Raw genomic sequence first — 18,214 nt, 5'->3', positions numbered from 1 at the left:
GCCGTACCCGCCGTCGCGCTTCCTCGTCGCCGTCGCGCCGATTTCCCGGTAGGTTGCTCGCCGTGGAGGAGATCGACCGCGCCATCGTCGCCGCGCTGACCGCTGACGGCCGTCTGTCGTACACCGACCTGGCCGAGAAGGTGGGGCTGTCGGTGTCCGCTGTGCACCAGCGGGTGCGCCGGCTGGAGCAGCGCGGGGTGCTCAAGGGGTACGCGGCCCGGGTGTCGTTCGAGGCGCTGGACCTGCCGCTGACCGCGTTCGTGGCGATCCGGCCGTTCGACCCGTCGCAGCCGGACGACGCGCCGGAGCGGCTGGCGCACCTACCGGAGATCGACTCGTGCTACTCGGTGGCGGGGGAGGACTTCTACCTGCTGCTGGTGCGGGTGGCCAGTCCGGCCGACCTGGAGCGGGTTCTTCAGGAGATCCGCACGTCGGCGAACGTGACGACGCGGACGACCGTGGTGTTGTCCACGCCGTACGAGAACCGCCCTCCGAAGGTCAGTGGCGGGGTGCCTGGTCGGTCGCGGTCCCGGGCGCCGGAGGAGCCGGCTGGTTCCACCGCAGGATGACCTGCCGACCGTGTTCGTGACCGAGCGCGCTGACCGTGGCGGTCTCCAGGCGCAGCCGTCCGCCGGCGGACGGGGGAAGACCGATCCAGCGGGCGCCGAGCACCCGCAGGCTGTGCGCGTGGCCGACCAGTGCCACGGTGCCGCGGTCGAGCATCGGGGTGACCCGGGCCAGCACCCGGTCGAGCCGTTCGCCCACCTGGGCGGGTGACTCCCCGCCGGGGCAGCCGTCGGTCCAGATGTTCCAGTGCGGGTCGTCCTCGTGGATGTCGACGGTGGTGCGGCCCTCGTACTCGCCGTAGTTCCACTCGCTGAGGTCCTCGTCGACCGCGTCGACGGTGAGCCCGGCCAGCTGCGCGGTGCGCAGCGCACGGGAGCGGGGGCTGGACAGCACGGTGGCGAACCGCCGGCCGGCGAGGAACGCTGCGAGGGTGCGGGCCTGTCGCTCCCCGTCGGGGGTCAGCTCCAGATCGGTGTACGAGGTGTGCCGCAGGCTGGCGCTCCAGGTGGTCTCGCCGTGCCGGATCAGCAGGAGCTCTCCCATGCGGCCAGTTAACCATCGTGCGGGCGCTGCCCGGGCCGCCCTCCCTCAACCTATCTTCCTAGGATGCCTTACAGGGTGTGCCAATCAGCACCGCCGGTTTCGGCACCCGAAGACCGGGCAACCGAAGGGCGACAACCGCCAGACCGAGGAGGCGCGATGAGCTTCACCGAGAAGGCAAAGAACAAGGTCGAGCAGATGGCCGGCGCCGCGCGGGAGCGCATCGGCGACATGACCGACAACGAGTCGATGCGTGGTGGGGGCGCGAGCCAGCAGGGTGACGCGCGCGCCAAGCAGGCCGGTCAGAACATGAAGGATGCCGGCAGCAAGATCAAGGACGCTTTCAACAAGTGACCTGAGCGGTCCACGGGTCCCCGGGCGACGACGCACCCGGGGACCCGTCGCGTACGGCGGCTATCGTCGCCCGGTGACCGTGCTTCGTTCCCTGGTGTTGTTCGCGCTGGCCGCCCTGGCCGAGATCGGGGGCGCCTGGCTGGTCTGGCAGGGGTGGCGTGAGCAGCGCGGCCTGTGGTGGATCGCCGCCGGGGTGGTCGCGTTGGGCTGTTACGGCTTCGTGGCCACGTTCCAGCCGGACGCGAACTTCGGCCGCATCCTGGCCGCGTACGGCGGGGTGTTCGTGGCCGGTTCGCTGGGCTGGGCGATGGTGGTCGACGGGTTCCGCCCGGACCGCTGGGACCTAACCGGCGCGACGCTGTGCCTGCTGGGCGTGGCGGTCATCATGTACGCCCCGCGCGGAGGTTCCGCCTGAGCCCCCCGCTCCCTGTGCCGTCGATCATCGAGCGGTGCGCCGATCTTGCACTTTCTGTTGTGGCATAAGGGGTATCTCGCTCATTCCGGCGACCGAAAGTGCAAGATCGGCGCGAGGTGGATGGGGCGGTGAGAGGTACTCGCTTCTGCGATGATGCGGCTCGTGATCGGATCCCGGCTTCGCCTCTTCTGGTGTGGCGTACTGGTTGTGGTGGCCTCGCCTGGCGTTGGCGGCTGTGCGGCGTCTCGGGTGCCGTCACCGGAGCGGCCGGTGTTCGTCGCTTCGCCGGCCACGCCCTCGGCCCCGCCTGTGGCCCCTTCCGCCGCACCGACAGATCTTCCGACGGCCGCGGCTCCCCGGTCCACGGTTCCGCCGGCGGCCGAGCCGGCACCGGGGACTCCGACACTGGGGGTTCCGAATGTCCCCGGGGCGTCGACTGTGGGGGTCCGCGCGCCGGTGGTGAACCACGGCCCGCGGACCGGTGACCGGGTCGCGTTGACGTTCGACGCGGACATGACCGACGGCATGCTGGCCAATCTGCGCAGTGGGAGGGTGCGGTCGTACGCCAACCTGCGCATTCTCGACCTGCTGGAGCGGGAGCAGGTGCCGGCGACGTTCTTCCTGACCGGCAAGTGGGTGCAGCGGTACCCGGAGATGACCCGGCGGATCGCCGGCAATCCGCGCTTCGAGTTGGCGAACCACACCTACGGGCACGCGGCGTTCACCGCGCACTGCTACGACCTGCCCCGGCTGCCGGTCGGCGAGCTGGCCGACGACGTGGCGAAGACGTTCGAGGTGATCGCGCCGTACGGGGGTCGGCAGACCCGGTACTTCCGCTTCCCGGGCCTGTGCCACGACGCGGCGGCGTTGGACGCCCTCGCGCCGTTGGGTGTGACGGTGGTGGACGGGGACGTGATCAGCGGTGATCCGTTCGCGAAGACGTGGAAGCCGCTGGTGCGGGCCGTGCTGGACCACGTCCGTCCCGGCTCGGTGGTGATCATGCATGTGACCGAGGCGAACGCGGCGATGACCGACGAGGCGTTGCCGCACATCCTCGCCGGGTTACGCGAGCGCGGATTGACGCCGGCGCCGTTGTCGGAGGTGCTGGCCGCCGGTTGAGTGGGCGGCCAACACCTTCGGTGCGTCAGTCGTCGCGGTGGTCGGTCCACCACTGCTGGCCGCCGGCGGGCAGGGTGTCGATCGGGTCGTAGTAGGCGTAGCGCTTGTTGAGGGCCTCAAGGTCGGCGGACTCGATGGAGGTGCGGTAGTTCTTGGTCCAGTAGGAGATGCCGCGCTCACGGTCGTAGTCGGTGAGCATGTGGACCCAGCGTTTGCCGACGAAGGGGACGTCGCAGACGATCCGCGGGGTGGCGTAGCCGGGCAGGTAGCCCATGATGTCGTGCTGGAGTTGCTGGGCGTGCCAGACGGGGACGCGCCAGTGTTCGGCGTTGGGGATCATGTCGCACATGTAGAAGTAGTACGGCAGGATCCCGGCCTCGCCTTGGAGGGCGAAGCAGAGGTCGAGCAGTTCCGGGGTGGTGGCGTTGACGCCGCGCATGAGCACGCCCTGGTTGCGGACGTCGCGGACGCCGACGTCGAGGGCGGTCTGGGTGGCCTTGGCGACCAGTGGGGTCAGTGACTGGGCGTGGTTGACGTGGGTGTGGATGGCGAGGTTGACGCCGCGGCGGGCGGCGGTGCGGGCGACGCGTTCCAGGCCTTCGACGACGTCGGGTTGCAGCCAGTGCTGGGGGAGGCCCATGAGGGCCTTGGTGGCGAGCCGGATGTCGCGGACCGTCTCCAGTTCCAGCAACCGCATGAGGTACGACTCGAGGTTGCGCCAGGGGACGTTGGCGACGTCGCCGCCGGAGACGACGACGTCGCGGACGCCGGGGTGGGCCTTGAGGTAGGCGATGTGGGCGTCGTAGCGGTCGACGGGCTTGAGGGTGAGTTTGAGCTTGTCGACGGCGGGGGTGGAGTTGCCGACGAGGTCCATGCGGGTGCAGTGCCCGCAGTACTGGGGGCAGGTGGAGAGCAGTTCGGCGAGGACCTTGGTGGGGTAGCGGTGGGTGAGGCCTTCGGCGACCCACATGTCGTGCTCGTGGAGGCTGTCGCGGCTGGCGTAGGGGTGTGAGGGCCAGTCGGTGCGTCGGTCGGAGGCGACCGGGATCATGTATCGGCGGATGGGGTCGGCGAGCAGCGCTTCGGTGGTCAGCGGCGCGAACGGCACCATCGTGTTGATCATTTGTGGCGGCACCAGCATGGACATGGTGGCCTGGGTCTTCTGGTCGGCTTCGAGGTCGGTGTGGAAGCTGTCGTCGATGAGGTCGCCGAAGACGGCGCGGAGCTGTTTGACGTTCTTGACGCAGTTGACGCGCTGCCACTGGGCGGATTCCCACTGGTCGCGGGTGACGGTGCGCCAGCCGGGGAAGCGGGTCCAGTCGGGTTCGACCAGGGGGCGGCGGTGGTATTCGTACGGCTGCCCGGCGGTCGGTGTGGCGACCGGGGCGTGACGGGGTTGCGGGATGGTCTGGGTCACGGCCCCTCCTCGGTGGTGCGGTGGATCATCGAAGCTCGAAGGCTAGTGGAAAATATCCGGCGAAGAAATTAGTCTGCCGTAAGTTTTCCCGTTACGCGAGCCCTGGCCGGGGCTTCGAGCGGCTGGGCAGGGGAGGTCGGCGTGACGTCACCGGTGGGTCTGCACCGCGTCGTGCAACCGGCGGGGGTGCTGCCGCAGGCGGCGTGGCGCCTGGACGCGTCGGCGGCGATCGCGCCGAACGAGGTGCGTATCCGGGTGCAGCGGTTGAACCTGGACGCGGCGAGTTTCCGGCAGTTGTCGGAGAAGCACGGCGGTGACGGTGACGCGGTCCGCGCCGAGGTGTTGGAGATCATCTCGACGCGGGGCAAGATGCAGAACCCGGTGACCGGCTCCGGGGGGATGCTGATCGGCACCGTCGAGGAGGCGGGTCGGCGTTCCCCGTTGGGGTTGAAGGCGGGGGAGCGGGTCGCCACGCTGGTGTCGTTGACGCTGACGCCGTTGGTGATCACCGACGGGTTGGCGCGCTGGGACGGGCGCAGCGAGCAGGTGCCGTGTGACGGTTGGGCGATCCTGTTCGCGCGGTCGATCGCCGCGGTGCTGCCCGAGGACGAGGATCCGCAGCTGTCTCTCGCGGTCCTGGACGTGTGTGGGGCGCCGGCGCTGACCGCGCGGGTGGTGTCGCGTTACGTCGAGGAGCGCCGGCGTGCGGGCGATCCGACGCCGGTGAGCGTGGCCGTGGTCGGTGGTGCGGGCAAGAGCGGGTCGCTGTCGCTCGCGGCGGCGCGGCGGGCGGGGGCGGCGCGTACCGTCGGGGTGGTTCCGGTGGCGGCGGAGCGCGACGCGCTGACGGCGGCCGGGCTGGCGTCGGTGGTGGCGTTGGCCGACGCGCGTGATCCGGTGGGGTTGTCCACGGCGGTGACCACGGCGTTGGGTACGCCGGCGGATGTGACGGTGGTCTGCGTGGACGTGCCGGGCTGTGAGCACGGGGCGGTCCTGGCGACGGCGGACGGCGGCACGGTGATCTTCTTCTCGATGGCGACGAGCTTCTCGGCGGCGGCGTTGGGTGCGGAGGGGCTGGCGGCGGACGTGACGATGCTGGTGGGCAACGGGTACGTGCCGGGGCACGCCGAGTTGGCGTTGGGGTTGCTGCGCGGCGAGCCGGGGGTGCGTCGGCTGTTCGCGGCGCGGGTGGCGGCAGACTGAGGTCATGACGAACCCCTCGACGTTGTATCGCGGCGGCGTGCTGCACTGTCCGGCCGACCCGAGCGCGACCGCGCTGCTGGTGTCCGGTGGGCGGATCACCTGGTTGGGCACCGACGGTGACGCGCCGTCGGCCGACCGGGTGGTGGACCTGGCCGGGGCGCTGGTGACGCCGGCGTTCGTGGACGCGCACGTGCACGCGACGGACACCGGGTTGGCGTTGTCCGGGCTGGAGTTGTCCGGGGTGCGTTCGGCGGGGGAGTTGCTGGACGCGGTGGCGGGGTTCGCGGCGGGTCTGCCGGCGGACGCGGTGGTGCTGGGGCACGGCTGGGACGAGTCGGGTTGGTCGGACAAGGCGTTGCCGGACGCGGCGGCGTTGGACCGGGCGGCCGGTGGCCGGCGGGTGTACCTGTCGCAGGCGTCCATCCATTCGGCGTTGGTGTCGTCGGCGTTGCTGGCGGCGTGCCCGCAGGTGGTGGACGCGGCCGGTTACGACCCTTCGGGTTGGCTGCGCCGCGATGCCCACCACGTGGTGCGGGCGGCGGCGCAGGGGTCGGTGACGCGGGCGCAGCGGGTGGCGGCGCAGCGGGTGGCGTTGGCGCACGCGGCGTCGCTGGGCATCGCGGCGGTGCACGAGTGTGGCGGTCCGGAGATCTCCGACGAGGAGGACTTCACCGGTCTGCTGGGCATCTCGGGGGCGGGGGTGCCCGAGGTGTACGGGTACTGGGGTGAGTTGGGTGGTGCGGCGCGGGCCCGGGAGTTGGGCGCGGTGGGCGCCGGCGGGGATCTGTTCGCCGACGGGGCGTTGGGTTCGCGCACGGCGCACGTGTCGCAGCCGTACGGCGACGGTGACGGCTGCGGGCACGGGTACCTGTCGGTCGAGCAGGTGCGTGATCACCTGGTGGACTGCGCGGCGCACGGGATGCAGGGCGGGTTCCACGCGATCGGTGACGCGGCGATCGGCACGGTCCTGGACGGTTTCGCGGCGGCGGCGGCGACGCTGGGTGTGGAGCGGCTGCGGGCGGCCCGGCACCGCATCGAGCATGCGGAGATCATGAACAAGCGGATGATCGCCCGGTTCGTGGAGTACGGGATCGTGGCGAGCATGCAGCCGGCGTTCGACAGGTTGTGGGGCGGCGCGGGTCGGATGTACGAGGCGCGGCTGGGTCTCGACCGGTCGTTGGAGTCGAATCCGATGGGCGCGATGCACGGTGTGGGGGTGGCGTTGGCGTTCGGGTCGGATTCGCCGGTGACGCCGCTGGACCCGTGGGGGTCGGTGCGGGCGGCGGCGGCGCATCACAACCCGGTGCAGCGGATGAGTGTGCGGGCGGCGTTCGCGGCGCACACCCGGGGTGGGTGGCGGGCGGTGCACCTGGACGTCGAGGGTGTCCTCGCGTTGGGTGCGCCGGCGACGTTCGCGGTGTGGTCGACGCCGGCGGGCGTGGAGCGGGGCCTGCCGGTGCTGCTGGCGGAGGATCCGGAGTTGCGGGGGCCGGACGATCCGACGCCGCTGCCGGTGTGTCGGCGGCTGGTGCTGCGCGGCGAGGTCATTTACGAGGAAGGGTCTTCGTGAGCGAGCAGATGAGCGGTGTGGCGTGACCGGCAAGCTTGATCTTGATCCGGTGTTGGTGGCGCGGGCGCGGGAGTTGGCGCGTCGGGCCGGTCAGCCGGTGGTCGACCTGGCGCGTAGTCACACGACGGTGTCGGTGGAGCGGGCGGTGTTGCGGCTGGCCGGGGTGACCGGCGCCGACCCGGAGGGTATCCCGTGGGTGAACCGGCTGGTCGACGCGGTCGTCGCGGACGTGGGCCTGGGTCACGGGGTGGCGGCGCCGGTGTTCGACGCGCTGGTCCGCGAGGGCAGCACCGACGTGACGTTGCTGGCGCAGAAGGCCGCTGCCGGGTCGGTGCGGTTCGGTGTGCCGTCGGGGCGGGCGGCGACGACGGCACGGTCGGCGGCGCGCAGGGCCGTCGGTGCGGGTATCCGCCGTATCGACCGGCGACGCGCCGAGCGCGACCGGCTCGTCAAGCGGCACGGTGATCCGAAGCAGCGGCCGTGGATCTACCTGATCGTGGCGACCGGGGACATCTACGAGGACATCCCGCAGGCGCAGGCGGCGGCGCGCGCGGGAGCGGACGTGATCGCGGTGATCCGCTCGACGGGGCAGTCGCTGCTGGACTACGTGCCCGAGGGCGCGACGCGCGAGGGGTTCGCCGGCACGTACGCCACGCAGGAGAACTTCCGCCTGATGCGGGCGGCGTTGGACGACTCGTCGAAGGAGTTGGGCCGGTACGTGCGGTTGACCAACTACGCGTCGGGGTTGTGCATGCCGGAGATGGCGACCCTGGCCGGGCTGGAACGGCTCGACATGATGCTCAACGACTCGATGTACGGGATCCTGTTCCGCGACATCAACCCGGTGCGCACGTTCGTGGACCAGCGGTTCTCCCGGCAGGTCCACGCCCGGGCGGGGATCATCATCAACACCGGTGAGGACAACTACCTGACCACCGCGGACGCCGTGGACGAGGCGCACACGGTGACGGTGTCGCAGTTGCTCAACGAGTTCTTCGCGCACGAGGCGGGCCTGGCGGACTGGCAGTTGGGTCTGGGGCACGCGTTCGAGATCAACCCGGAGGTGCCCGAGTCGTTCCGCCTGGAGTTGGCGCACGCCCTGCTGGCGCGGGAGTTGTTTCCGGACGCGCCGTTGAAGTGGATGCCGCCGACGAAGCACATGACCGGTGACGTGTTCCGGGGCAATCTGCTCGACGGGTTCTTCAACCTGGCGGGCACGCTGACCGGTCAGGGCATCCTGCTGGTGGGGATGATGACCGAGGCGGTGGTGACGCCGTGGCTGGCCGACCGGGACATCGCCCTGCAGAACGTGCGGTACGTGCTGGGCGCGGCCGGTGGGTTGCACGAGGACTTCGTGCCGGCGGCGGGCGGGTTCATCCGTCGCCGCGCCAACCAGGTGCTCGGTGAGGCCCTGGATCTGCTGGAGCGCATCGGGGAGCAGACGCTGCTGACGGCGATCGCCGAGGGCACGTTCGGGATCATGAAGCGGCCGGCGGACCGGGGCAAGGGCCGCGACGGGGTCGCCGCGCACGAGGCCGACTACTACAACCCGGCCACGGACATCCTGGAGGCGGCGGCGTGAGCGAGCGTAGCGAGCGAACCGGCCAGCACAGCAGCCCGACGCTCACACCACCGCTTCGCGGCGGCGTGAGCAAGCAGATCGTGCGTCCGTACGGGGACACCACCGGTGACGGGATGGTGCAGGTGTCGTTCACCCTGCCGGTGTCGCACGACAAGCGGGCCGAGGGCGCGGCGGTGCAGTTGGCGAACAAGATGGGCATCGACCCGGCGATGGTGGTGCACGCCAAACCGATGGGCGACGGGTTCACGTTCTTCGTCGTGTACGGGCGGGTCAACCACCTGGTCGACCTGGACGTGGTGCAGGTGGTGGAGCGGGACTTCGCGTTGCTGTCGGCCAAGGACGTCAACACGGTGATCAAGCAGCGGCTGCGGCGCAAGCTGTCCGTGGTAGGTGCGTGCATCGGCACGGACGCGCACACCGTGGGCATCGACGCGATCCTCAACGTCAAGGGCATCGCGGGGGAGAAGGGCCTGGAGTACTACCGGGAGCTGAAGGTGACCAACATGGGCGCGCAGGTCAGCGTGCCGGAGTTGGTGGAGGCGGCCCGGGCGGAGAAGGCCGACGCGGTGCTGGTGTCGCAGGTCGTCACGCAACGCGACGCGCACCTGCACAACACGCGGGAGATGTCGGCGGCGTTCCGGGAGGCCATGCCGGCGGGCAGGCGGCCGCTGCTGATCGTCGGCGGTCCCCGCTTCGACGAGACGATGACCGACGAGTTGGGCGTCGACCGGATCTTCGGTCGGGGCACCACCCCCGGCGAGGTGGCCAGCTACCTGGTGCACGCCCTGATCACGCGACGGAAGGCGAACGCATGACCGACGCACGGCTCGGGTTGACGGTGACGCACCGACGGTACGTGCCCTACGCGCACGCCCACTACGCGGGCAACCTCGTCGACGGCGCGTACGCCCTGGGACTGTTCGGTGACGTCGCCACGGAGGTGTGCATCCGCACCGACGGCGACGAGGGCCTGTTCGCCGGGTACTCCGACGTGCGGTTCACCGCGCCCATCCGCGCCGGTGACGTGGTCGAGGTGACGGCGCAGGTGTCGCGGGTGGGCGGTCGCAGCCGGACCCTGGAGTTGAGCTGCGCGGTGGTGTGCCGGGGCCGCCCGGACCGCTCCGAGTCCGCCGCCGAGGTCCTCGACCCGCCGATCGTGGCGGTCACCGCGACCGGCACCGTGGTCGTACCCGCCGGGTCAGTGAGTCGCGAGGAGTGAGCCGGGGTTGCGAGCCCCGCAGTCGCGAACAGGGCAGACACAGTGAGTCGCGAGGAGTGAGCCGGGGTTGCGAGCCCCGCAGCCGCGAACAGGGCAACCCATGACCCTCGCGGTCTGCGCGGACGTCGGCTCGACGTACACCAAGGCGGCCGTGGTGGACCTGGCCGCCGGCGTCCTGGTGGGTGCGGCGGCCGCGCCCACCACGGTGGGCAGCGACGTGCTGCGCGGCCTGGACGCCGCGGTCACGGCGGCCACCGCCGGGCTCGGGGCGCGTGACGTGCCGTGGTACGTCTGCTCGTCGGCCGGCGGTGGGTTGCGGCTCGCCGTGATCGGCTACGAGGCCCTCGTGACGGCGCAGGCGGGCCGGCGGGTCGGGTTGTCGGCCGGCGCGCACGTGGTGCACACGGCCGCCGGGCGGCTCGACGCGGCGGCCCTGACCGTACTGCGGGCGGCCCGCCCGGACGTGGTGCTGCTGGTGGGTGGGACCGACGGCGGCGACGCCGACACGATCTGTCACAACGCGGCCCGTCTGGCCCGCGCCCGCTGGCGCACACCCGTCGTCCTGGCCGGCAACGCCGACGTGCGTGCGGAGCTGATCGGGCTGTTGGAGGCCGCCGGGGTGCCGGTGAGCGGCGCGGACAACGTGCTGCCGCGTATCGGGGTCCTCGCGCCGGCGTCGGCGCGCGCGGCGATCCGCGCGGTGTTCCTGCGGCACGTCATCGGCGGCAAACGGCTGTCCCGGGGTACCCGTTTCACCCGCCTGGTCCGGGCGGCCACGCCCGACGCGGTCCTGACCGGGGTGGAGGTGCTCGCCGACACCATCGGCGGTGACCTGGCCGTCGTCGACGTGGGTGGGGCCACCACCGACGTGTACTCGGTCCTCACGCCCGACGAGCGGGTCACCGGGCCGGGCCGGGAGGTCGCCGGCAGCCTGTGGCGGGCCCGCACCGTCGAGGGCGATCTGGGCATGCGGTGGAGCGCCCCTGGTGTCGTCCGCGCCGCCGTCGAGGAGCGCCTGCTCACCGACGCCGACGACCTCGGTGAGGCCGTTGCCCGGCGTGCGGCCGACCCGGCCTTCCTGGCCGTCGACGACGTCGAACGGGCCGTGGACGCGCGGATCGCCACCCTGGCGGCGACGGTGGCGCTGCGCCGGCACGCCCGTGGTGTAGCCACCGGCGAGCGGGCCGGGCGGGACCTGCGCGACGTGCGTCTGCTGGTGGGCTCCGGTGGGGTGCTGCGGCACGCGCCCGTCGACGCGTCCGGGCAGGTGTTGGCGGCGGTGCTGGGCGACCACGCGGGCGGGTGGGCGTTGCCCCGTGCGGCAAGGGCGGCCGTGGACGTCGACTACGTGCTGGCCGCCGGCGGGTTGCTCGCCGAGGAGCACCGGGCGGCGGCGCAGGCGTTGCTGCGTCACCATCTGGGCACCCAGTGAGACACGCCGACCCGACACGCCGTGGCGCAACACACGACAGGCCGGGGGTGGGTTGACAGGAGGCGGGGTGCAGCACGTACCGTCTTTGAGTCCTACCACGGGAAGCGGCTGTTGTTCGCTTCGTCCCTTCGTCCGCTGGCCGAGCGACTTGTTTCAGCGTCATCGTCGCGGCGGCCAGGTCCAGCGGGCGGGGGTCGGCGGGGCGGCGCGAACCGGCCGCGGTTACCGGTGTACGGGCAGGGTGAGGTGCACGGCCAGTAGACAACGGCCCGGCGGGGGCAGCCAGTCAACCGCCTGGTCGGTCCGAAGGTCGGCGTGCCCCATTCTCGCCCCACCGGCCGGGAAGGGCCTGGGAGCATCGGGGCGCGGCGCAAGCCGCGCCCCGATTTCACCCCCACCCCCCTACTCCCACCCCCACACCCGACACCCCACCCCCTCGCCGATCTTGCAGTTTCGATTGGTGAGATGGGCGGGAATGCCCCTTGTGTCGGCGCAGAAAGTGCAAGATCGGCGAGGTGGGGTGGGGCCCCGATGGCGGCCGGGTAGCCTTCGGCGGGTGATCGAGGTGAAGCTGCGGTGACGACCCTGGACCGGGACGAGAGCCACGCCCCCACGGTGCTGCGCGAGCCGGTCGCCGCAGGTCGGCCGCTGCCGCTGCGCGTGGCCGCGTCCATGGCCGTCGTCGCCGGGCTGGCCCTGCTGCTGGCGTTCCGTCCCTACGGGGTGTGGCCGCTCGCGCCCGTCGGCGTCGCGTTGCTGGCCGCCGCCGCGCACCGGCGACGGATGCGCGCCGGCGCGGGCCTGGGTTTCCTCACCGGGGTGGCGCTGTTCGCGCCGATGCTCGCCTGGACGAACCTGCACACCGGCTACCTGCCATGGGTGCTGCTGTCCCTGCTGCAGGCCGGCTACGTGGCGCTGCTCGGCGCTGCCACCGCCTGGGTGTCCCCGCTGGCCGACCGTGGCCGCTGGGAGTGGCCGGCGCTGACCGGGCTGCTGTGGGTGGGGCAGGAGGCGCTGCGCGACCGCACCCCGTTCGGCGGGTTCCCGTGGGGGCGTCTCGCGTTCAGCCAGGACGACTCGCCGCTGCTGCGCCTGGCCGCCCTCGGCGGCGCGCCGCTGGTCACCTTCGCGGTGGCCGTCACCGGTGGTCTGCTCGTCGCCGCCGTCTGGCGGGGCTGGGCGGCCCGCCACGGGGCCCGGACCGACTGGTGGCTGCCGGCTGCCGTACCGGCCGCTGTCGTCGTGGCGGTGGGCACGGTGAGCCTGCTGGTGCCCGTCGCCGCGCAGGGCGGCGGCAACGCCGTCACCGTGGCGATCGTGCAGGGCAACGTGCCGCGCCTCGGCCTGGACTTCAACGCCCAACGGCAGGCTGTGCTGAACAATCACGTGGACGCCACCCTGGAGCTGGCCGCGCGGGTCGCCGCCGGCGCCGAACGGCAACCCGACCTGGTGGTGTGGCCGGAGAACTCCAGCGACATCGACCCGCTGCGTAACCCCACCGCCGGGGCCCGCATCTCCCAGGCCGCCGACGCGATCCGCGCGCCCATCCTGGTCGGCGCGGTGCTGCTCGGGCCCGGCCCCGGACAGGTCCGCAACGCGGGCATGCTGTGGCAGCCCGGCACCGGCGCCGACATGGCGCAGCTCTACGCGAAACGCCACCCGGTGCCGTTCGCCGAGTACGTGCCGCTGCGGGACATCGCGCGCCGGGTCAGCGACAAGGTCGACCTGATCCGCAGCGACTTCGTGGCCGGCAGCACCCCGGGCGTGGTACGCGCCGGCCCGGCGGTCCTCGGCGACGTGATCTGTTTCGAGGTCGCCTACGACGAGGTGGTCCGCGACACCGTCACCGGCGGCGCGCAGCTGCTGGTGGTGCAGACCAACAACGCCACCTTCAACGAGGCGGAGGCCCGCCAGCAGTTGGCCATGGTGCGACTGCGGGCCGTCGAGCACGGTCGGCCGGCGCTGATGGCCTCCACGGTCGGGGTGTCCGGGTTCGTCGCCCCCGACGGGCGGGTAAGCGATGCCACCGGGTTCAACACCCGGGAGGTCGTGGTGCGGCAGCTACGGCTCGACAGCGGGCGTACGCTCGCCACCCGCCTCGGCTGGTGGCCGGAGGTGGCCCTCGCCGGGCTGGCGGTGGCCGCCCTGGCCGGCGCGGGCGTGCTGCGCCGCCGCCAGCGGGTCGTGCCCGCATAGCAGCAGCCGGTACGCCGGCGGGAGCGGAGGAACCGTGATCCAGGCGACCGACACCATCCGGCGTCCGGACGAGGTGCCCGGCGTGGGCCGCGTCCTCGTGGTGATCCCCACCTACAACGAGGCCGACAACATCGCGGCGATCGTGGGTCGGGTCCGTCGGGCCGCCCCCGCCGTGCGGATCCTCATCGCCGACGACAACAGCCCCGACGGCACCGGCGCGATCGCCGACGCGCTCGCCGACGGCGACCCGCAGGTGCAGGTGCTGCACCGCCGGGGCAAGGAGGGCCTCGGCGCGGCGTACCTCGCGGGGTTCGGGTGGGCGCGTGATCGCGGCTACCACGCGGTGGTGGAGATGGACGCGGACGGCTCGCACGCCCCGGAGGACCTGCCGGCGTTGCTGGACGCCGCCCGCGACGCCGACGTGGTGATCGGGTCGCGGTGGACCAGCGGCGCGCAGGTGGTGAACTGGCCGCTGCGGCGGCTGCTGCTGTCGCGCTGCGGCAACCTGTACGCGCGTCTCGCGCTGGGCATGCCCGTCTCCGACGCCACCGGCGGCTACCGGGTGTACCGGACCAGCGCCCTGGACGCCATCGACCTGGGGTCGGTGACCTCGCAGGGCTACTCGTTCCAGGTGGAGCTGTCGCGGCTGGCGCACCAGGCGGGGGTGCGGATCGTGGAGGTGCCGATCACGTTCGCCGAGCGGGAACGCGGCGACAGCAAGATGAGCCCGCGCATCGTCGCCGAGGCGCTGTGGCGGATCACCACGTGGGGTGTGCGGGACCGGCGGCAGGCGGTACGTCGCAGCCTGAACGGCACCCCCACCGGTCAGGTGCGGTGGCCGTGAGCGCGGCCGTGTCATGCTGGTTGTGCGGTTCGTGTCGTGCCGCGGGATGGCGATGAGGTGAGATGCGCCGAGGACTGAGGTTCGTGCCGCTGGCCCTGCTGCTGACGGTGGTGCTGGAGCTTGCGGTGTTCGTCGTCGTGGGCCGGGCGGTGGGGTTCGGCGCCGCGGTGCTGCTGGTGTTCGCCGCGTCCCTGCTCGGGCTGGTGCTGCTGCGCCGCGAGGGAATGCGCGCCTGGCGCGGGTTCCGCGCGGCCGCGCAGGCGGGGCAGCCACCGGGACGGCAGGTGACCGACGGGCTCGTCGGGCTGGCGGGTGCGCTGCTGCTGGCGACACCCGGCCTGGTCAGCGGCCTGGTGGGGTTGTTGCTGATGGTGCCCCCGGTGCGCCGTCTGGCCCGCGCCGGGGTGCAACGCATCGCCGAGCGGCGGGTGTCGTCGATGGTCGCCGGTGACCTGTTCGGGCCGCGTACGGTCCGGGTGCGTCAGGGTGCCCCGCAGCCGACACCGCGTCCGCAACCGGAGCAGCCGGTCGTCGTCGACGGAGGCCGGGCGATCGAGGGTGAGATCGTCGAGCCCGGTCGCAACTGATCCACACACACGACGGCGCCCCCGGGGTTTCCCGGGGGCGCCGTGTCGTGCGGGTGCGGCTCAGGCGCGGCCGCGGCGGGTACGGACCTCCTGGAGCCGCTCGGCGAGGATGTCCTCGAGCTCGGCGATCGAGCGCCGCTCCAGCAGCATGTCCCAGTGGGTACGCGGCGGCTTGGCCTTCTTCTGCTCCGGCTCACTGCCGTCGACGAGTCGGGCGACGCTGCCGTCGAACTTGCACTCCCAGGTCGTCGGGACCTCGGCGTCGACGGCGAACGGCACCTCGAACTGGTGGCCCTTGGCGCACAGGTACTCGCGGGTCTGACGCGGCGCGAGCTCCGTGTTGCGGTCGGATTCGTAGCTGACCGCGCCCAGCCGGCTTCCGCGCAGCATACGCTCGCCCATGATCGACTCCCTCGTTCGTGGTGCTGGTCTTCTGGGTGTAACGGCGCGTTCCCGTCGCCCCATTCCCGCCCGAGGGCGTGAGGCGTCCACGGGCGGGCCGGAACCAAGGGTAGCCGGCCGGGACCGGGACGCCACGGCGGTGGCGTGTCGTGACTGCCACCGGGGATGTTAACGGCCCGGATGTGGTCAAGGTTGCGGCGGTGTCGCACCCGGGTCGGAAGCGCCCGCCCCGGCGGGGGCGGCGGCGCCGAGGCGGGCCAGCGCCAGCGCCAGATCGCTGACCTGATCACCGAGCTGCGCCACCCGCCGCTGGGCGACGTCCCGGTCGGCCTCGGCGGCGTCGAGTCGTACCGTCAGGGCGGCGAGCCGGCCCTCGGCGGTGGCCGCGGCCTGCCGGGCGGCGGTGAGGTCGGCGGCGAGAGCGTCGCGTTGCGTGGTCGCGGCGGTCAGCTCCGCGCGCAGCCGGGCGGCCAGCTCGGCGGCCTCCTGCCGGGCGTCGTCGGCCTCGGCGGCGGCGACCTGGGCCCGGTCCCGGGCGCGCTCGGCCTGCTCCCGGGCCCGGGCGGAGTCCGCCGCCTCGGCGCGGGTACGCGCGGCGTCGGCGCGGGCCTGGTCGATCTGACGCCGCACGTCCTGCGCCTCGGCCTGCCACCGCGCGGCCCGCTCGCCCGCCTCGGCGGCATCCCGGCTGGCCCGCTCGGCGTCGGCGCGCGCCGCGTCCCGCTCGACGGTCAGGTCGGCCGCGCGCTGGCGTTCGGTGTCGCGTTCCGCCCGCAGGTCACGCACCTCGGCGCGGGCCTGGTCACGGTCGTGTTCGGCCTGCGTGCGCAGCGCCTCGGCGGCGCTGACGTCGTGGCGGGCCTGGTCGCGGGCGGCCTCGGCCCGCTGGGCGCGTTCGCCGGCCGCGTCGGCGCGGTCCGCGGCAGCCCCGGCGTGCCGCGCGGCGTCGTCGGCCTCGGCGCGGGCGGCGCGGGCCTGCTCGCGGGCGCGTGCCGCGTCGGCCGACGCGGTCTCGGCGTCGTCGCGGGCCTCGTCGCGTTCGGTCTGCGCGGCCGCGATCTCGGTGGCGGCCTCCGCGCGGACCTGCGCGAGCTGCCGTTGCACACCCACCGGGGAAAGTTCGGCGTGCAACGCCTCGGTCAACGTCTCGACGACCTGGTCGAGTCGGTCCACCGCCTCCCACGTGCGGGCCACCTGCCCGGGCAGGCCGGGGGCGTTGCGGTGGCGCATCCGGCTGTTGCGCGAGGCGCGCTGGCAGGCGCCGTCGTTGTCGCGGCAGTAGCGAAAGGGCCGGCCCGCGCCGGCCCGCTGCGGCACCGGCCGTCCACAGTGGGCGCACGGGCGGGTCTCGGTGGGGGTGAGCGGGGCGTCCATCGAGGGCGAAGTCTAGTGCCGGCCGCTCAGGTCGCCGCCCGGGCCGTCTCGTCCAGGGTGTAGCGGCGCTGCAGCAGCAGCGCGGCGAGCATCGCCACCGCCGGCAGCAGCCCGAATCCGTAGCGGACCGCCGCGAGCGCCGCGTCCGGCTGCGTCGGTGACTCACCGGCGCTCGACGCCACGAAACCGCCCACGGCCAGGCAGAGGGCGTACGCGTAGGGGCCCAGAGCCGCGCCGGTGGCCTCGGTGGCCGTCCACACGCCGGTGTAGGTGCCCGCCCCGGTGGTGTCCCCGGCTGCGCGGATCACGTCGGGCAGCATCGAGAACGGCAGCAGTTGCATGCCGGCGAACGCGACCCCGAGCACCGCCACCGCGCCGACGAGCACCGGCAGGCCGGCGGGGCGGCCCACCGCCAGCACGAGCGACCCGACCGCGAACGCGCCCTGCGCGCCGAGCAGGGCCCGCTGCTTGCCGACGCGGCGGGCCAGCACCAGCCAGGCGGGCGTGACCAGCAGCGCCGGTGCGACGAACGCGGCCACCAGCACCGTGGTCATGCCGGGGGCGCGCAGCGCGTACTCCGCGTAGTAGGGCACCCCGGCCAGGACGAGGTGGGTGGTGGTGGACATGGCCAGGTAGGCGGCGACCAGCGGACGGAACTGCTTGTCGCGCAGGGCGGTGCGCAGGGCACGCCACCCGCCGTGTCCCGGCGCGGTGGTGCTCGGCGCGGCGCCGCGCAGCCGGGCGATGCCGGCCACGCCGACGAGCATGGCGGCCAGCATCCCGATGGCCAGGACCACGCCCATGCGCTGGTAGCCGCCTCGGGTCGCGGCGTCGCCGCCGGTCAGCAGCGGGGCCAGCAGCCCGGAGGCCAGGATGCCGAGGGTCAGCACGACCATTCGGAACGCCATCAGCCGGGTGCGTTCGTCGTAGCCGATGCGCAGGTCGGCAGGGGTGGCCAGGTAGGGCACCTGGTAGGCGGCGAAGAGCAGGTTGCCGGCGACGAAGGCCACCGCCACCCACGCCGCGGCGGGCCCGCCGGTCAGGCCGCCGGGCACCGCGAACAGCGCCGCGAACGCGACCGGCAGGGCGCAGCCGAGCAGCAGCAGCCGTCGCCGGTCGCCCCGGCGGGCCCGCTCGACGTCGGCGCGATGCCCGACCCACGGGTGCAGCAGCACGTCGGCGATCTTCGGCAGCAGGAGCGCCAGACCGGCCAACCACGGCCCGACGGCCAGCACGTCGGTGAGGAAGTAGAGCAGCAGCAGGCCGGGCACGGTCACCCAGACACCCATGCCGAGCGACCCGGCGGCGAACCCGGCCAGGGGACCACGGGGCAACGCCGCGTCGGTGGCGGCCGTGGGCCGCCGGTCGAGCCCGGTCATCGCCGCATCCTCTC

18 protein-coding genes are annotated in these 18,214 nt (G+C 73.0%); 13 read left to right on the top strand and 5 right to left on the bottom strand.

Annotated features, from left to right (window positions below):
• Positions 1-62 precede the first annotated feature (62 nt).
• Positions 63-569 carry an Lrp/AsnC family transcriptional regulator gene (locus ACGFH9_RS11810; RefSeq protein ID WP_393217595.1) on the top strand — a complete coding sequence of 169 codons (507 nt, stop codon included), beginning with the start codon at positions 63-65 and terminating at the stop codon, positions 567-569.
• Here the strand turns inward: ACGFH9_RS11810 and ACGFH9_RS11805 are convergent.
• The gene (locus ACGFH9_RS11805) at positions 499-1,110 is read right to left on the bottom strand and encodes a histidine phosphatase family protein (RefSeq protein WP_355233650.1); all 612 of its coding nucleotides are present in this window, start codon (positions 1,108-1,110) and stop codon (positions 499-501) included. The genes ACGFH9_RS11810 and ACGFH9_RS11805 overlap by 71 nt on opposite strands.
• Before the next feature lie 156 nt (positions 1,111-1,266).
• On the opposite strand from ACGFH9_RS11805, the gene ACGFH9_RS11800 reads away from it, so the two are divergent.
• The 3 genes from ACGFH9_RS11800 to ACGFH9_RS11790 all read left to right on the top strand — a co-directional run bounded on the left by ACGFH9_RS11800 (position 1,267) and on the right by ACGFH9_RS11790 (position 2,995).
• The gene (locus ACGFH9_RS11800; protein WP_393217594.1) at positions 1,267-1,461 is read left to right on the top strand and encodes a CsbD family protein; all 195 of its coding nucleotides are present in this window, start codon (positions 1,267-1,269) and stop codon (positions 1,459-1,461) included.
• A gap of 73 nt (positions 1,462-1,534) precedes the next feature.
• Positions 1,535-1,876 (top strand): YnfA family protein, encoded by a 342-nt coding sequence (locus ACGFH9_RS11795; protein WP_393217592.1) that lies wholly within the window; start codon positions 1,535-1,537, stop codon positions 1,874-1,876.
• 438 nt (positions 1,877-2,314) lie between these two features.
• Positions 2,315-2,995, top strand: coding sequence for a polysaccharide deacetylase family protein (locus ACGFH9_RS11790; RefSeq protein WP_393217591.1), 681 nt, complete (start codon positions 2,315-2,317; stop codon positions 2,993-2,995).
• A gap of 25 nt (positions 2,996-3,020) precedes the next feature.
• On the opposite strand, the gene ACGFH9_RS11785 is transcribed toward ACGFH9_RS11790, so the two are convergent.
• Positions 3,021-4,412 (bottom strand): KamA family radical SAM protein, encoded by a 1,392-nt coding sequence (locus ACGFH9_RS11785; protein WP_393217589.1) that lies wholly within the window; start codon positions 4,410-4,412, stop codon positions 3,021-3,023.
• A 153-nt stretch (positions 4,413-4,565) separates the two neighbouring features.
• Between ACGFH9_RS11785 and ACGFH9_RS11780 the strand changes: the two genes are divergently transcribed.
• The 9 genes from ACGFH9_RS11780 (at position 4,566) to ACGFH9_RS11740 (ending at position 15,045) form a co-directional block, all read left to right on the top strand.
• Positions 4,566-5,615, top strand: coding sequence for a zinc-binding alcohol dehydrogenase (locus tag ACGFH9_RS11780; RefSeq protein WP_393217642.1), 1,050 nt, complete (start codon positions 4,566-4,568; stop codon positions 5,613-5,615).
• Positions 5,616-5,619: 4 nt separating this feature from the next.
• Entirely contained in the window at positions 5,620-7,185 is a 1,566-nt protein-coding gene (locus ACGFH9_RS11775) for an amidohydrolase (RefSeq protein WP_393217587.1), read from the top strand.
• A 22-nt stretch (positions 7,186-7,207) separates the two neighbouring features.
• On the top strand, positions 7,208-8,767 hold the full coding sequence (locus tag ACGFH9_RS11770) for a lysine 5,6-aminomutase subunit alpha (protein ID WP_393217586.1): 1,560 nt from the start codon (positions 7,208-7,210) through the stop codon (positions 8,765-8,767).
• 65 nt (positions 8,768-8,832) lie between these two features.
• Positions 8,833-9,582 (top strand): OAM dimerization domain-containing protein, encoded by a 750-nt coding sequence (locus ACGFH9_RS11765; protein WP_393217640.1) that lies wholly within the window; start codon positions 8,833-8,835, stop codon positions 9,580-9,582.
• Positions 9,579-9,986, top strand: a complete 408-nt coding sequence (locus ACGFH9_RS11760) for a hotdog domain-containing protein (protein ID WP_393217585.1) — start codon at positions 9,579-9,581, stop codon at positions 9,984-9,986. Before ACGFH9_RS11765 ends, ACGFH9_RS11760 begins: the two co-directional genes overlap by 4 nt.
• A gap of 100 nt (positions 9,987-10,086) precedes the next feature.
• A complete protein-coding gene (locus ACGFH9_RS11755) occupies positions 10,087-11,418 on the top strand; it encodes a glutamate mutase L (RefSeq protein ID WP_393217584.1) in 1,332 nt (443 codons plus the stop codon).
• Positions 11,419-12,003: 585 nt separating this feature from the next.
• Positions 12,004-13,614, top strand: coding sequence for an apolipoprotein N-acyltransferase (gene lnt / locus ACGFH9_RS11750; protein WP_393217638.1), 1,611 nt, complete (start codon positions 12,004-12,006; stop codon positions 13,612-13,614).
• Positions 13,615-13,648: 34 nt separating this feature from the next.
• A complete protein-coding gene (locus ACGFH9_RS11745; RefSeq protein WP_393217582.1) occupies positions 13,649-14,458 on the top strand; it encodes a polyprenol monophosphomannose synthase in 810 nt (269 codons plus the stop codon).
• A gap of 62 nt (positions 14,459-14,520) precedes the next feature.
• Positions 14,521-15,045 carry an FxsA family protein gene (locus tag ACGFH9_RS11740; RefSeq protein ID WP_393217580.1) on the top strand — a complete coding sequence of 175 codons (525 nt, stop codon included), beginning with the start codon at positions 14,521-14,523 and terminating at the stop codon, positions 15,043-15,045.
• A 60-nt stretch (positions 15,046-15,105) separates the two neighbouring features.
• Here the strand turns inward: ACGFH9_RS11740 and ACGFH9_RS11735 are convergent, their stop codons facing one another.
• The 3 genes from ACGFH9_RS11735 to ACGFH9_RS11725 all read right to left on the bottom strand — a co-directional run bounded on the left by ACGFH9_RS11735 (position 15,106) and on the right by ACGFH9_RS11725 (position 18,200).
• Entirely contained in the window at positions 15,106-15,447 is a 342-nt protein-coding gene (locus tag ACGFH9_RS11735) for an RNA polymerase-binding protein RbpA (protein WP_046564157.1), read from the bottom strand.
• Positions 15,448-15,633: 186 nt separating this feature from the next.
• Positions 15,634-16,821, bottom strand: coding sequence for a hypothetical protein (locus tag ACGFH9_RS11730; protein ID WP_393217579.1), 1,188 nt, complete (start codon positions 16,819-16,821; stop codon positions 15,634-15,636).
• A 26-nt stretch (positions 16,822-16,847) separates the two neighbouring features.
• The gene (locus ACGFH9_RS11725; RefSeq protein WP_393217577.1) at positions 16,848-18,200 is read right to left on the bottom strand and encodes an MFS transporter; all 1,353 of its coding nucleotides are present in this window, start codon (positions 18,198-18,200) and stop codon (positions 16,848-16,850) included.
• Positions 18,201-18,214: the final 14 nt, after the last annotated feature.

Source organism: Micromonospora sp. NPDC049102 (assembly GCF_043197485.1).
Classification (GTDB): Bacteria; Actinomycetota; Actinomycetes; order Mycobacteriales; family Micromonosporaceae; genus Micromonospora.
The sequence above is the reverse complement of the archived record's forward strand: the minus strand, read 5'-3'. Positions and strand labels throughout refer to the sequence as shown.

What these genes read in the sequence shown, in the direction of transcription:
- ACGFH9_RS11805 (WP_355233650.1), bottom strand. Translation starts at nt 1,110, where the DNA reads ATGGGAGAGCTCCTGCTGATCCGGCACGGCGAGACCACCTGGAGCGCC.
- ACGFH9_RS11800 (WP_393217594.1), top strand. Translation starts at nt 1,267, where the DNA reads ATGAGCTTCACCGAGAAGGCAAAGAACAAGGTCGAGCAGATGGCCGGC.
- ACGFH9_RS11775 (WP_393217587.1), top strand. Translation starts at nt 5,620, where the DNA reads ATGACGAACCCCTCGACGTTGTATCGCGGCGGCGTGCTGCACTGTCCG.
- ACGFH9_RS11760 (WP_393217585.1), top strand. Translation starts at nt 9,579, where the DNA reads ATGACCGACGCACGGCTCGGGTTGACGGTGACGCACCGACGGTACGTG.
- ACGFH9_RS11755 (WP_393217584.1), top strand. Translation starts at nt 10,087, where the DNA reads ATGACCCTCGCGGTCTGCGCGGACGTCGGCTCGACGTACACCAAGGCG.
- ACGFH9_RS11740 (WP_393217580.1), top strand. Translation starts at nt 14,521, where the DNA reads ATGCGCCGAGGACTGAGGTTCGTGCCGCTGGCCCTGCTGCTGACGGTG.
- ACGFH9_RS11735 (WP_046564157.1), bottom strand. Translation starts at nt 15,447, where the DNA reads ATGGGCGAGCGTATGCTGCGCGGAAGCCGGCTGGGCGCGGTCAGCTAC.
- ACGFH9_RS11730 (WP_393217579.1), bottom strand. Translation starts at nt 16,821, where the DNA reads ATGGACGCCCCGCTCACCCCCACCGAGACCCGCCCGTGCGCCCACTGT.
- ACGFH9_RS11725 (WP_393217577.1), bottom strand. Translation starts at nt 18,200, where the DNA reads ATGACCGGGCTCGACCGGCGGCCCACGGCCGCCACCGACGCGGCGTTG.